The sequence below is a fragment of the Nocardioides sp. NBC_00850 genome, from assembly GCF_045207335.1.
Taxonomy (GTDB): Bacteria; Actinomycetota; Actinomycetes; order Propionibacteriales; family Nocardioidaceae; genus Nocardioides.
The window spans coordinates 2493975-2506925 of the sequence record NZ_CP108845.1 but is presented as its reverse complement, the minus strand read 5'-3'; the positions used below and the strand labels follow the sequence as shown (position 1 = coordinate 2506925).

12 protein-coding genes are annotated in these 12951 nt (G+C 72.3%); 3 read left to right on the top strand and 9 right to left on the bottom strand.

Annotation, left to right across the window (positions count from 1 at the left end):
* Positions 1-7: 7 nt before the first annotated feature.
* From OH802_RS12305 to OH802_RS12290, 4 genes are all read right to left on the bottom strand, one after another.
* Entirely contained in the window at positions 8-697 is a 690-nt protein-coding gene (locus OH802_RS12305; RefSeq protein ID WP_406028262.1) for an L-ribulose-5-phosphate 4-epimerase, read from the bottom strand.
* Positions 697-2349: a xylulokinase gene (locus tag OH802_RS12300; RefSeq protein WP_406028260.1), complete on the bottom strand. Its 1653-nt coding sequence runs from the start codon at positions 2347-2349 to the stop codon at positions 697-699. The genes OH802_RS12305 and OH802_RS12300 overlap by 1 nt, the downstream gene beginning before the upstream one ends.
* A 112-nt stretch (positions 2350-2461) precedes the next feature.
* Positions 2462-3481, bottom strand: a complete 1020-nt coding sequence (locus OH802_RS12295) for a LacI family DNA-binding transcriptional regulator (RefSeq protein WP_406028258.1) — start codon at positions 3479-3481, stop codon at positions 2462-2464.
* 42 nt (positions 3482-3523) lie between these two features.
* Positions 3524-4159 carry an endonuclease gene (locus OH802_RS12290; protein WP_406028256.1) on the bottom strand — a complete coding sequence of 212 codons (636 nt, stop codon included), beginning with the start codon at positions 4157-4159 and terminating at the stop codon, positions 3524-3526.
* Positions 4160-4291: 132 nt separating this feature from the next.
* Between OH802_RS12290 and OH802_RS12285 the strand changes: the two genes are divergently transcribed.
* Both OH802_RS12285 and OH802_RS12280 read left to right on the top strand, forming a co-directional pair.
* Positions 4292-5236: an SDR family oxidoreductase gene (locus OH802_RS12285; RefSeq protein WP_406028254.1), complete on the top strand. Its 945-nt coding sequence runs from the start codon at positions 4292-4294 to the stop codon at positions 5234-5236.
* Positions 5237-5308: 72 nt separating this feature from the next.
* Positions 5309-6433: a glycosyltransferase gene (locus tag OH802_RS12280; RefSeq protein ID WP_406028252.1), complete on the top strand. Its 1125-nt coding sequence runs from the start codon at positions 5309-5311 to the stop codon at positions 6431-6433.
* Between the two features lie 3 nt (positions 6434-6436).
* Here the strand turns inward: OH802_RS12280 and OH802_RS12275 are convergent, their stop codons facing one another.
* From OH802_RS12275 to OH802_RS12260, 4 genes are read right to left on the bottom strand one after another with little or no spacing between them, the layout of a single operon-like run.
* Positions 6437-7756: a TIGR01777 family oxidoreductase gene (locus OH802_RS12275; RefSeq protein ID WP_406028250.1), complete on the bottom strand. Its 1320-nt coding sequence runs from the start codon at positions 7754-7756 to the stop codon at positions 6437-6439.
* Between the two features lie 53 nt (positions 7757-7809).
* Positions 7810-8589 (bottom strand): enoyl-CoA hydratase/isomerase family protein, encoded by a 780-nt coding sequence (locus OH802_RS12270; protein WP_406028248.1) that lies wholly within the window; start codon positions 8587-8589, stop codon positions 7810-7812.
* A complete protein-coding gene (locus OH802_RS12265; protein WP_406028246.1) occupies positions 8586-9734 on the bottom strand; it encodes an acyl-CoA dehydrogenase family protein in 1149 nt (382 codons plus the stop codon). The genes OH802_RS12270 and OH802_RS12265 overlap by 4 nt, the downstream gene beginning before the upstream one ends.
* Positions 9735-9782: 48 nt before the next feature.
* Entirely contained in the window at positions 9783-11015 is a 1233-nt protein-coding gene (locus OH802_RS12260; RefSeq protein ID WP_406028244.1) for a CaiB/BaiF CoA transferase family protein, read from the bottom strand.
* An 83-nt stretch (positions 11016-11098) separates the two neighbouring features.
* Here OH802_RS12260 and OH802_RS12255 point away from each other — a divergent pair, with 83 nt between their 5' ends.
* On the top strand, positions 11099-12016 hold the full coding sequence (locus OH802_RS12255) for a LysR family transcriptional regulator (protein ID WP_406028242.1): 918 nt from the start codon (positions 11099-11101) through the stop codon (positions 12014-12016).
* A 7-nt stretch (positions 12017-12023) separates the two neighbouring features.
* Here the strand turns inward: OH802_RS12255 and OH802_RS12250 are convergent, their stop codons facing one another.
* Complete coding sequence (locus tag OH802_RS12250) at positions 12024-12932, bottom strand: acyl-CoA thioesterase (RefSeq protein WP_406028240.1); 909 nt, start codon at positions 12930-12932, stop codon at positions 12024-12026.
* Between the last annotated feature and the right edge of the window lie 19 nt (positions 12933-12951).

The window sequence follows — 12951 nt, the reverse complement described above, 5'->3', positions numbered from 1 at the left end:
AGGCAGCTCAGTGCTGGCCGTAGACGTTCTGGTAGCGGTCGTAGAGCGAGTCGATGTGGCTCTGGTCGATCGGCAGGGGCTGGCCGAGCTGGCGCGCGATGTGCACGGTGCGAGCGACCTCCTCGCACATCACCGCGGCCTTGACCGCAGAGCGGCCGTCCTTGCCGATGGTGAAGGGACCGTGGTTCCGCATCAGCACTGCCGGGCTGCGCGACTCCCGCAGCGTCTCGACGATGCCGCGCCCGATCGAGTCGTCGCCGATGATCGCGAACGGGCCGACCGGGACCGGTCCGCCGAACTCGTCGGCCATCATCGTGAGCACGCAGGGGATCTCCTCCCCGCGGGCCGCCCAGGCGGTGGCGTAGGTGGAGTGGGTGTGGACGACTCCCCCGACCTCGGGCATGTTGGCATAGACGTACGCATGGGCGGCCGTGTCCGAGGACGGCGACCGCTCGCCCTCGACGAGGTTGCCGGCCAGGTCGCACACGACCATCGCCTCGGCGGTGATGTCCTCGTAGGCGACCCCGGAGGGCTTGATGACCAGCAGGTCATCACCGCCGGGGTTCGGCACGCGCTCGGAGACGTTGCCGGCGGTCCACACGACCAGCTCCCAGCGGGGCAGCTCGGCGTGCAGCGCGGCGACGCGCTCCTTGGCGGCGTCGACGGCGGTGCGAAGAGCGGCGGGGACGCCCGTCATCACTGGTCTCCTTCTTCAGCGTCTCGTGCGCTGTCTGCGGTGTCTGCGGTGGGGGCGAGCGAGGCCACGGCGGCGCGCTCGATGTCCAGGCCGGCCTCGTAGCGTTCGAGGTAGGTCCGGAACCCGGCGAGGTCGTCGGCGTCCGGCTCGACGACCTCGAGGTCGATGTCGCCGAAGACGCGCTCGGCGAGATAGGCACTCAGGCTGAGGTCGCCCTCGGCCTCGGCGGCCCGGGCGTACGCAGCCAGGACCGCGATCCCCCAGGCACCGCCCTCGCCGGCGGTGCGGCCGACCGCGACCGGGGCGCCGATGGCCGCGGCGAGCAGCCGCTGCGCGACGCCCGCGGTGCGGAACAGGCCGCCGTGGGCGAACATCGCGTCGATCTGGACACCCTGGTCGGCGAGTACGCGCATGCCGAGGGCGAGGGTGCCGAAGACGCCGTAGACCTGGGCGCGGGCGAACCCGGCGAGATCGAGTCGGCTGCCGGGGGTGCGTACGAACAGCGGACGGCCCTCGTCGAGGCCGGTGATCGGCTCGCCTGCCAGGTAGTTGTAGGCCAGCAGGCCGCCGCCGTCGGGCGAGCCCTTCAGCGCCGCGGTGAGCAGGGCGCCGAAGACGGCGTCGGGCTCACAGGGGTGACCGAGCGCGGCGGCGAACTCACCGAAGACCCCGGCCCAGGCGTCGAGCTCGCTGGCGCCGTTGTTGCAGTGCACCATCGCGACCGGGTCACCGGCCGGGGTGGTGACGATGTCGATGGCGTGATGGACGGTGGCCAGCGGCGCCTCGAGGACGACCATCGCGAAGATCGAGGTGCCGGCGCTGACATTCCCGGTGCGCTTGGCGACGGAGTTGGTGGCGACCATCCCGGTGCCGGCGTCGCCCTCGGGCGGACACAGCGGGATGCCCGGCTGGAGGGTGCCGGTGGGGTCGAGCAGCGCGGCGCCGTCGGGGGTGAGCCGGCCGGCGTCGGCGCCTGCCGGGAGGACCTGCGGGAGCAGCCCCTCGACCCGCAGACCGGGACGCTTGGCGGCGGCGAGGTGATCGAGCTGCTCGAGCATCCGCTGGTCGTAGGTCCCGGTGGCCGGGTCGATGGGGAAGACGCCGGAGGCGTCGCCGACACCGAGCACGTGGTTGCCGGTCAGCGCCCGGTGGACGTAGCCGGCGAGCGTGGTGAGCAAGGCGACCTTGGGCAGGTGGGGCTCGTCGTCGAGGATCGCCTGGTAGAGGTGGGCGACCGACCAGCGCAGCGGGATGTTGGTCCCGAAGATCTCCGACAGCTCGGCCGCGGCGACGGCGGTGTTGGTGTTGCGCCACGTGCGGAAGGGCACCAGCAGCTCGCCGGCCTCGTCGAAGGCGAGGTAGCCGTGCATCATCGCCGAGACCCCGATCGACCCGAACGTGGCCGGACGGGTGCCGTAGCGGCGCTCGACCTCGTCGCCGAGGGCGGCGACGGCGCCCTGTACGCCCGCCCAGACCGCCTCGAGTGAGTAGGTCCAGAGGCCGTCGACGAGCTCGTTCTCCCACAGATGGGACCCGGTGGCGACGGTCGCGTGGTCGGGCCCGATCAGGCACGCCTTGATGGTGGTGGAGCCCAGCTCGATGCCGAGCGCGGTCTCTCCGAGGTCAGGCAGATGGCCTGCTCGCTGCGTCATCACGGCTCCGTTTCTGCCCGACGGCTTCGGGGTGGGGTTCGAGGCGATGTGAACGCTAACATATGACGAGCGGGTTACCGGCGTGTTCCCCGCAGAGCCCGTTGCGAAAGTGCTAGTGGCGCGGGTGCGGCGCGGCCGAGGACCGCACGACCAGCTCGGGCTGCAGCAGCGGCGGCACCTCGACGCTCCCCTCGGCGATGGCCTCGATGGCCACCTCGACCGCGAGCTCGCCCAGCGACGCGAAGTCCTGCCGAACGGTGGTCAGCGGCGGCCAGAGGTACGCGGCGTCCGGGACGTCGTCGAAGCCGACGACGCTCACGTCCTGCGGGACCCGGCGGCCGGCCTCGTGCAGAGCCCGGATCACCCCGAGCGCCATCGAGTCGTTGGCCGCGAAGACCGCGGTCACCGAGTGGTCCCGGGCGATCTCGGCCCCGGCCTCGTAACCGCTCTTGCTCGACCAGTCACCGAAGATCTCGGGCCCCGGTTGCACGCCACTGTCCCGGAGCGCGGCCAGCCACCCCTCCCGGCGTTGGCGGGCGTCGATCCAGCCGACCGGACCGGCCACGTGGGCGATGTTGCGGTGGCCGATGTCCAGCAGATACTGCGTGGCCAGCACGGCTCCGGCGTGCTGGTCGATCCCCACCGAGCGCACTCCCGCCGGCGGATCGCTGTGGATCATCACGACCTCGACCGTCTCCGTGAGCTGGGCGACGAGGTCCTCGAACGACTGGTGCGAGACGCCGAGGAGCACGGCCTCGACCGCGTCGTCGAGGAGCGCCTCGATCGCCCGCTCCGCCGAGGTCGCCTCCAGGTGCGGCACCGGGCTCAGGATGATGTCGTAGCCGGCCCGCTGGCCGGCCTGGTGCACCGAGGCGGCCAGCGTGCCCGGTCCGTAGAGGTGCGGCTGGGTGTAGAGCAGGCCCAGCCGCCCCGACTTCCGCGTCACCAGAGCCCGCGCCGACTTGTTGCGCCGGTAGCCCAGCTCCTCGATCGCCGCCAGCACCCGGTCGCGGGTGTCGCCGCGTACGGCGTCGGAGCCGTTGACGACGCGGGACACGGTCTGGTGCGAGACCCCTGCCAGGGCCGCGACATCTGCCATGCTCGGCGCGTTCTTCGACTCCCCGTTGACCATGCGGTGATCCTAAGCGGCATCACCGCGGACAGCAGGACTGCCTCAGGTCTCCTCGAGCTCGGGAAGTCCGTGACGTGCTCGGGTGAGCGCCGCCGCGAGCGCGGCACAGCGGCCGCCGGGGACCAGCGACGCGAGCTCGTCCGGGTCCGCGGGCAGGCCGAGGTCACGAGCCTGGTCGAGGAGCGGGCCGTCGAGGAAGGGCGACAGCTCGGGCCACACGTCCTGCACCTCGCGGCAGAAGATCCGGGCTCCCACCGGGCCGATGCGGGGCGAGTCGGTGAGCGCGTCGATCAGGGCGTCGGCGCCGTCGGGCGAGGTCGGGCGGAGCCGGCGCAGGTCGCCGCGGCAGGTCTCCAGCAGCCACTGCGCCTGCTCTTCGAGCTTGGTCGCGGTGCTCTCATCGTAGCGGCGGTAGTGGGCCCGGCCGAGAGCGTCCACCCGCTGCTGCCAGGTCGAGTCGAGCAGCCGGTGCGGCGTACGCCATCCGGCGGCCGACAGCTCCCGCGCCGCGGCGACCGCGATGTCGGTCGAGATCCGGGTCGAGGAGAGCATCGCCAGAACGAGGAGACGATAGAGCGGAGACGGCTTGTCCCGGAGCCGGATGCCGGCCTCCTCGGCGTACGTCGTGCCGCCGGCGTCCAGCAGACGCCGCACCACGTCGCGGTCCCGTTTGCTCACCCTGTCGACGTACCCGCCGCGAGCCGGGCCCATGCGCTGCCGTCGCAGGCTGGGATCGGCAGACCCTGGATAGATCCTGGTGGGCGACCGAGGATGGATCCGACCCAAGAGCCTCTCTCCAGGAGCAGACCGATGCCACGTCGACCCATCGACATCACGATCCCCGACCTGTCCGGCAAGCGAGCCCTGGTCACCGGGGCCAGCGACGGCATGGGCCTGGTGATGGCCACCCGCCTGGCGGCGGCCGGCGCCGAGGTCGTGATGCCCGTACGCAACGCCAGCAAGGGCGAGAAGGCGCTGGCCACGATCCGCGGGCACGTGCCGGAGGCCAAGATCTCGCTGCGCGACCTCGACCTGTCCTCGCTGTCGTCGGTGGCGGCGCTCTCCGAGACGCTGCTGGGCGAGGACCAGCCGTTCCACCTGATGATCAACAACGCCGGCGTGATGACGCCGCCGGAGCGGCAGACGACCGCCGACGGGTTCGAGCTCCAGTTCGGCACCAACCATCTCGGCCACTTCGCCCTCGTCGCCCGGATCCTCCCGCTGCTGCGAGCCGGACAGGCCCGGGTGACGTCCCAGGTCAGCGTCGCCGCGAGGCGCGGCGCGGTCAACTGGGAGGACCCCAACTGGGAGCAGAGCTATGAGGACATGAAGGCCTATAGCCAGTCCAAGATCGCCGTCGGTCTCTTCGGGCTCGAGCTGGACCGGCGCAGCCGGGCCAACGGCTGGGGCATCACCAGCAACCTCTCCCACCCCGGCGTCGCGCCGACCAACCTGCTGGCCGCACGACCCGAGATCGGCCGCACGACGGACACCTTCTCCGTACGCATGATCCGCTGGCTCTCGGCCCGCGGCATCCTCCTCGGCACCCCCGAGACCGCCGCCCTTCCCGCGCTGCTGGCCGCCACCTCGCCCGAGGCGTCCGGTGGTCGGCTGTACGGCCCGAGCGGGCCCGGCCACCTCGGCGGCGCCCCCGCCGAGCAGGCGCTCTACCCGCCGCTGGTCAGCGCCGAGGACGCCACCCGGCTGTGGGAGATCTCCGAGAGCCTCACCCGGACCGCGCTCCCGACATCCTGACCCGGCAGCGCGGGAGCCTTATGCTGCCGTCGTTCTCGGGCGCGGCCCGATGTCCAATGAACGGAGCCATGGATGCGCGTGCTGTTGTCGACGTACGGGTCGCGGGGAGACGTCGAGCCGATGGTGGCGCTCGCGGTGCAGCTGCGGCGGAGAGGCGCTGACGTGCGAATGTGCGCGCCGCCGGACGAGGAGTTCGTCGACCTGCTGGCGCGGGAGGGTGTGCCGCACGTGCCGTTCCTCAAGCCGTGGCGGTCCTGGGAGCGTCCGCCGACCTCCGAGGAGCGTCACCAGCGGGTGACCGACTTCATCTCGGCACAGTACGACACGGTGGCCGAGGCCGCTGCGGGCTGCGACGTGGTCGTGGCGACCGCGATGTCGCAGTTCGTCGCACCCTCGGTCGCCGAGGCGCGGGGGATCCCCTATCACTACGTCCTCTTCTGCCCGGACGTCGTCGACGGCCTGGACGGACGCGGCTTCAACGAGCTGTTCAAGGAACCGATCGACGCCCATCGGCTCTCGATCGGGCTGCCGCCGGTCAGCGACGTCACCGAGTTCATGTTCACCACTCGTCCCCTCCTCGCGGCCGATCCCACCCTCGGCCCGTGGCACGGGACCTCCAGCCTCGACGTCGTGCAGACCGGCGCCTGGATGCTCGAGGACGACCGGCCGCTCCCGGCCGACCTGCTGGGCTTCCTCGACGCCGGGCAGTCGCCCGTGTACGTCGGGTTCGGCAGCATGCGCACAGTCGGCGAGGAGGGTGTGCGGGTCGCGGTCGAGGCCATCCGCGCCCACGGCCGACGCGTGGTCATCGGGCGCGGATGGGCTGGGCTGGACGTCATCGACGGTCGTGACGACTGCTTCGTCGTCGGCGAGGTCAACCACCAGCGACTCTTCGGCCCGGTCGCCGCCGTCGTCCACCACGGCGGTGCGGGCACCATGACGACGGCCTACCGGGCCGGCGCGCCGCAACTGGTGGTGCCGCAGGCCGGCGACCAGACCTACTGGGCCGGGCGGGTGGCCGAGCTCGGCATCGGGGTCGCCCACGACGGCGCCGCACCGACGGTCGAATCGCTCACCGCCGCTCTCGGCGCCGCGTTGACGCCGGAGGTCCGAGCGCGGGCGACCGCGATGGCTGCCGCGGCCCGGGTCGACGGGGCGGCCGTGGCCGCGGAGCTGCTGCTCAGCGGCGAGGCCTGACCCTCAACGACCGAGTACGTGACGCAGCGCCGCCTCCAGCGTCGGGTGACGGAACTGGTGATGGCTCCCGAGAGCGGCCGGTTCGACGCGCTGGCTCGCCAGCGCCATCTCCTCGGCGCCCTCCTTGCCGAGCAGGAGCCGCGGGCCGAGGGTCGGCGTGGGCAGGAACGCGGGCCGGTGGAGCACGTGCGCGAGGGTCTGCGCGTAGACCCGGCCGGTGACCGGCTCGGGGGCGACCGCGTTGACCGGGCCGACGAGCGTCTCGTCGAGGATGGCGCGGTGGTAGACGTCGACCAGGTCGTCGATGCCGATCCAGCTCAGCCACTGGTCGCCGCTCCCGAGCCGGCCACCCAGGCCGGCGGCGAACAGCGGTCGCTGAAGCCGCAGCGCTCCACCGGCGGGCGTCTGCACGATCCCGGTCCTCACCTGGATCACCCGCGGCCCGTCCACCCGGCTCGCCGCCTCCCAGTCGGCGACCACGTCGGCGAGGAAGCCCGTGCCTCGCGCCGAGGTCTCGGCGAGGACCTCGGCGCCCCGGTCGGCGCCATAGATCCCGATCGCGGAGGCGCTGACGAAGGTGCGTACGCCGCTGCGTGCCGCCGCCTCGGCGAGCAGCCGGGTCGGCTCGATCCGGGAGTCGCGGATGTCCGTCTTGTGCGCCGCGGTGAAGCGGCCCGCGATGGACGCCCCGGCCAGATGGACGACCGCGTCCACGCCGTCGAGCAGGTCCGGGCCGGGCGCCGACGGATCCCAGAGGCGCTCGCCCTCACCGGCAGGTGCATGCCGGACCAGCCGGACCACCCGATGGCCGCCGGTGGTGAGGAACGGGACCAGAGCCCGCCCGACGGTCCCGCTCGAGCCGGTGACCGCGATGGTGAGTGCCTTGCCCGCTGCGTACGTCCTGTGGTGGGCGGCGAGGTCGGCGACCAGCTGATCGTGGCGGTAGCCGAGCATCCGGTCCACCATCCGCCCCAGCACGTTCGTCTCGACCCGGTCGGTGACCAGCGTGGCATCGCCGACGGCGGCGAACTCGTGCCTGTGGGTCCACGTCAGCGGCCGCAGTGAGGCGAGCCGGTCGGTGAACAGGTGCGGCGCGTCGTAGCCATCGGGATCATGACGGGCCACCCAGTCCACACCGCGGCCGAGCGAGATAACCGCCGTCCCGTCGGCGAGATCGGTCGCCTCCACCCGCACCTTCCCCGGCGTCCACGGAGGCGTCAGCCGGCGGATCGCCCCCGGGCGCCGATGCCACCCGAAGACCTCCTCCACTGGCGCCTCGACGCGCGTCGTCAGCGAGTGGACCCGGACCAGCGGGGACGTCATACCTGAAGCCTCGCGCGGATCGGCCGGACGTACAACCGGCATGCCGTCCGGCCTCAGGCGCTGATGAAGTCCGGCCTCCGGCGCTCGAGGAAGGCCGACCGGCCCTCGGCGAACTGCCGGCCCGCGAGCAGCTCGACCTGGAGGTCGGCCTCGGCCGCGAGTACGCCGTCGAGGCTCTGGTCGGGCTGGGTGAGGATGTGCCGGGTGCCGGCGACCATCGGCGCCGAGAGCTCGGCCAGCCGCGAGGCCAGCTCGACCGCGTGGTCGAGGGCGGTGCCGTCGTCGACCACTGTCTCGACCGCTCCGATCCGCTCGGCCTCGGCCGCGTCGAAGGTGCGTACGGTCAGGAGCAGCTCGCGCGCCCTGCCCTGCCCGACGCGCCGCGGCAGCGTGTAGGCGAGCCCGGTGTCCGGGCCGAGCCCGATCTTCCCGAAGGACGTCGAGAAGGTCGCCGAGCGGCCGGCCACCACCAGGTCGCAGGCGGCTGCCAGCGCGAGCCCGAGCCCGTACGCGCCGCCCTCGACCGCGGCGAGGACCGGCCGGTCGCCGGTGACCAGCTGACGTACGACGGCGTTGACGACCTCGAGCCGCTGCTGGGCGACGTCGCGGTCCTGCGACATCGACCGGATGTCGCCGCCCGCGGAGAACACCGAGCCCGCGCCGGTCAGGACGACGGCGCGCGCCTCCAGGTCGGCAGCCCGGAGCGCCGTCAGCAGGTCCAGCCGGTCGGCGAGGTCGAGCGCGTTGCGACGCTCGGGACGGTCGAGGATGAGGATCCGGACGTGACCACGGTCCTCGACCCTGACCGCCCCGGTCCGCAGCTCCTCGCTCACCCCTGGAACTCCTTCACCATCTGCTTGGCGATGATCAGCTTCTGGATCTCGCTGGTGCCCTCGTAGAGCCGGAACAGCCGCGCGTCGCGGTAGAACCGTTCGACCGGCACCTCACGCATGTAGCCGAGGCCGCCGTGGATCTGGACCGCGCGATCGGCGATCCGATCGACCGCCTCGGTGCAGAACAGCTTGCACAGCGACGGCGCCGTCCGCCGGTCGCTGCCGTCGTCCCAGCTGCGGGCAGCCTCGAGGACCATCGCGCGACCGGCGTACGCCTCGGTCCGGCTCTCGGCGAGCATCGCCTGGATCAGCTGGAACTCGGCCAGCTTCTGGCCACCTTGGCTGTTGGTCGTGGCGTGGCGCAGGCTCTCCTCGATCAGTCGGTCCGCGAGGCCGACCGTCAGCGCGGCGATGTGCAGCCGGCCCTTGGCCAGCGATCGCATCGCCGCGGAGAAGCCCTCACCCTCGACCTCGCCCACCAGGTTCTCGGCGGGCACCCGGACGCCGTCGAGGAAGATCTCCGACGTCACCGCCCCGCGCTGACCCATCTTGTGGTCCTTCGGACCGATGGTCACGCCGGGGGTGTCGGTCGGCACCACGAACACCGAGATGTTCTTCGCGCCCTCGTCGAGGTCGCCGGTGCGGGCGAACACCATCAGCAGATCGGCCCAGATCGCGTTGGTGATGAAGCGCTTCTGCCCGTTGATGACGTACTCGTCGCCCTCGCGGACCGCGCGCGTGCGCAGGCCGCTCGGGTCGGAGCCGGCCTCGGGCTCGGTGAGCGCGAACGAGGCCACCAGCTCACCGCTCGCCAGCCGGGGCAGGTACTGCTGCTTCTGCCGCTCGGTGCCGCAGTTGACCAGCACCTGACCGGCGATGCCGTTGTTGGTGCCGAACATCGAGCGGAACGACGGCGTGGTCCAACCGAGCTCCATCGCCAGCCGGACCTCCTCGGACATGGTGAAGCCGAGACCGCCGTACTCCTCGGGGATCGCATAGCCGAACAGCCCCATGGCTGCGGCCTGCTGCCGGAGCCGGTCGGGGATCTGGTCGGTCTCCTCGATCTCGTCCTCGGCCGTGACGACCTCCTTGCGGACGAACGCGCGGACGGCGTCGAGGATCGACGTGAACTCGTCGGGCTCCATGGGTGCTGCTCCTTCGTGCGGGACGGTCAAGGCGGGGTCAAGGCGGGATCAAGGGGTGGGGACGGGTACGTCGGTGGGCCGGCCGACCACGCCACCGGCGGCCAGCCGGTCGATCGCGCCGGCGTCGAGACCGAGCTCCGCGAGCACGGCATCGGTGTGGGCGCCGAGCTCGGGGATCGCGCCCATCGGCAGCTCGACGTCACGGAACGTCATCGGAGGCAGTACGCCGCGGACCGGCCCGGCGGGAGTGGCGACCTCGCGCCACCGGTCGCGGCCGGCGAGCTGCGGGTGCTCGACCAGGCCGGACATGTCGTTGATCTGGGCAGCCGGAACGCCGGCGGCGGCGAGCCGGGCGTCGAGGTCGGCGGTGGCGAAGCCACGGGTGTGCTCGGCGACCACCGCGTCGCACTCGTCGCGGTGGGCGACCCGCAGCGGGTTGGTGGCCAGCCGGGGATGGTCGACGAGATCGGGCCGGTCGAAGACGTCGGTCACCAGCGCCCGCCAGCCGCGGTCGTTCTGGACGCCGATCAGGATCTCCCCGTCGGCGGTCGGGTAGGCGTCGTACGGTGCGATCGAGGCGTGGCTGAGCCCCATCCTGGGCACCTGGCGGCCGCCGTACATCTGCATGTACATCGGGTGCCCGAGCCACTCGACCGTCGCGTCGAACATCGACACGTCGACGATGCCGCCCTTGCCGGTGCGCTCGCGTCGGAACAGGGCCGCGACGATCGCCTGGCTCGTGTAGAGGCCGGCGGCGATGTCGGAGCTGGGGACGCCGGTCTTGGTCGCCGTCTCCGGGGTGCCGGTGACCGAGATCAGCCCGGACTCGGCCTGGATCAGCATGTCGTACGCCTTACGGTCGCGCAGCGGGCCGCCGGTGCCGTAGCCGGAGATGCCGGCGACGACGAGCCTCGGGTGCCGTTCGGCCAGCTCGTCGGCGCCGAGCCCGAGCCGCTCGGCGGCTCCGGGCGCGGCGTTCTGCAGGAACACGTCGGCGCGGGCGACCAGCCGGCGCGCGAGCTCGGCGCCGTCGGGCGACTTGAGGTCGAGCGCCACCGACTCCTTGCCGCGGTTGAGCCAGACGAAGTGCGACGCGAGGCCGTGCACCGCATGGTCGTAGTTGCGGGCGAAGTCACCCTCGCCCACGCGCTCCAGCTTGATCACGCGGGCGCCGAGGTCCGCGAGGTGACGGGTGGCGAGCGGGGCCGCGACGGCCTGCTCGAGGGCGACCACGGTGATGCCCTCCAGCGGCAGCAGGTCGATGGCCATGTCGGTGGTCATGCAGAAAGCATCCCGCGACTTCTTATGCGCGTCCAATACCTAATCCTTGGAGGATTGTTCCCACTGATGCAAGAGTTGTCCCTATGGACCTGCACCATCTCGAGGCCTTCCTGGCCGTCGCCGAGGAGCTCCACTTCGGCCGGGCGGCCGAGCGGCTGCACATCGCCCAGCCTCCGCTGAGCCGCACCATCAAGCAGCTCGAGCGCGACCTCGGCGCCCAGCTGTTCGACCGCACCACTCGGAGCGTCCGGCTGACGTCGGCCGGCGAGGCACTGGTCCGGCCCGCCCAAGAGGTGCTCGAGGGCCTGCGCACCGCGCGCCGAGCGGTCCGCTCGGCCGGCCGCGGCGAGACCGGCCGGGTCCGGATCGGGTTCGCGGGGCCTTCCTCCCACGTGCTCGTCGGCCAGCTCGGTCGGATCGTCCGCGAGCAGCATCCCGGGATCGAGCTGATGCTGCAGAGCACGACGTACAACTACGAGGCGCTGCGCTCGCTGCAGGACGGCGAGCTCGACTTGGCCATCGCGCGGTGGCGGATCGAGCCGCAGGGTCTGGCGCACCGCGTGATCGCGGTCGAGCACTACGTGCTCGCCGTACCCGCCGGCCACCGGCTCGCCGGTCGCGGGGAGGTCAGCATGGCGGAGTGCCTGGACGAGGCGTTCGTGGCGCTGCCCGCCGACCCGGGCTCCAGCGTGCGCGACGCGTTCATCGAGGCGGCGTCCCAGGCCGGTTTCGTGCCCAACATCGTGCAGACCGCGCCGGACAGCTGGACCGCGGTCGCGCTGGTCGCGGCCGGCGTCGGCATCACGTTCACGCTCGACACCGCGATCGCCAACGTGGTGCAGACCGGCATCGAGGTGGTCCGGATCAGCGAGTGCGACCGCCCCACGTTCCAGCAGCTCGCGTGGCGGCAGGAGGACCGGAGCCCGGCGCTGCACGCGGTGCTGCGCGCCTCGGAGGAGGCGCTGCCGACACCGGAGCTGCCGTCGACCCCGCCCGCCTGACCACCGGTCAGCGGTCGGTCGCCACCTTCACCAGGCCGACCTGTGAAGCGGTGGCGACATGGCGACCGGCCGCGTCGAACAGCTCCCCGACGCCGTGGGCTCGCCCATGCGCGATCGACTCCACCCGGCAGTCGAACTGGTGCCAGTCGGTCAGGTCGGAGGCGGCGTGGAATGTCAGCGCGTGGGTCAGGCTGAGGATCCGGGCGCCAGGCTTGTGCCGTGCTGATCCGAGCGCCAGGAACGACGCCTCGAGGATGCTCATGTCGCTCACATAGGCGACCAGCGCCGCCCGTAGGACCGGGTCGCCCGGCAGCGGGCCCGTCGCCCGAAAGAAGGTGGTCTGCCGGTCGTTCGGCTCGGCGACGGTGAAGTACGGCGGGGCCACCGCGTGCCGGAAGTGGACCGGTCGCCGGAGCCGCCACCAGGGCGGGATCCGCTCGTCGGAGCCGAACCGGTCGGCCAGGTCCGGAAGCGTCTCGGGGTCGGGAGCCGGCGCCGGCCGGATTGAGCTGTAGGAGGGCAGGTCGGCACGGACCGTCGCCCACCGCGTGACCGCACCGAAGAGCTCCTGCCCCGTGTCGTCGAGCAACCGGCTGCGCCGGGTCGCCAGCGACGGCGCGTCGGAGACGACCGTGACCTCCCAGTGCAGCGGCCGGTCCGTCGGCACTCCGCCGACGAAGTCGGCCTGCAGGCTGATGATCCGCTGGTCGGCCCCGATCCCACGGCCGGCGGCGACCAGCGCCTGAGCCAGGAGGAGGCCGCCGAAGAGCCTGCCGGCGGGATGCTTCTGCGGCTTCCCGACCCAGTGGCTGACGCGGCCGGCCGGGTCGTCGGCACAGCTCAGGTCGAGCAGCTCGAGCAGCTCGTCGAGGGTCACGGCAGCACGGGCGTCAGCGATAGGAGAGGCAGGGTCCACCCGGCTCATTGTGCCGTCG

Bases quoted from the DNA above. Each gene is read 5' to 3' on its own strand.
- OH802_RS12300 (WP_406028260.1), bottom strand. From the start codon at position 2,349: ATGACGCAGCGAGCAGGCCATCTGCCTGACCTCGGAGAGACCGCGCTC.
- OH802_RS12275 (WP_406028250.1), bottom strand. From the start codon at position 7,756: ATGACGTCCCCGCTGGTCCGGGTCCACTCGCTGACGACGCGCGTCGAG.
- OH802_RS12280 (WP_406028252.1), top strand. From the start codon at position 5,309: ATGCGCGTGCTGTTGTCGACGTACGGGTCGCGGGGAGACGTCGAGCCG.
- OH802_RS12260 (WP_406028244.1), bottom strand. From the start codon at position 11,015: ATGACCACCGACATGGCCATCGACCTGCTGCCGCTGGAGGGCATCACC.
- OH802_RS12295 (WP_406028258.1), bottom strand. From the start codon at position 3,481: ATGGTCAACGGGGAGTCGAAGAACGCGCCGAGCATGGCAGATGTCGCG.
- OH802_RS12265 (WP_406028246.1), bottom strand. From the start codon at position 9,734: ATGGAGCCCGACGAGTTCACGTCGATCCTCGACGCCGTCCGCGCGTTC.
- OH802_RS12255 (WP_406028242.1), top strand. From the start codon at position 11,099: ATGGACCTGCACCATCTCGAGGCCTTCCTGGCCGTCGCCGAGGAGCTC.
- OH802_RS12285 (WP_406028254.1), top strand. From the start codon at position 4,292: ATGCCACGTCGACCCATCGACATCACGATCCCCGACCTGTCCGGCAAG.
- OH802_RS12305 (WP_406028262.1), bottom strand. From the start codon at position 697: ATGACGGGCGTCCCCGCCGCTCTTCGCACCGCCGTCGACGCCGCCAAG.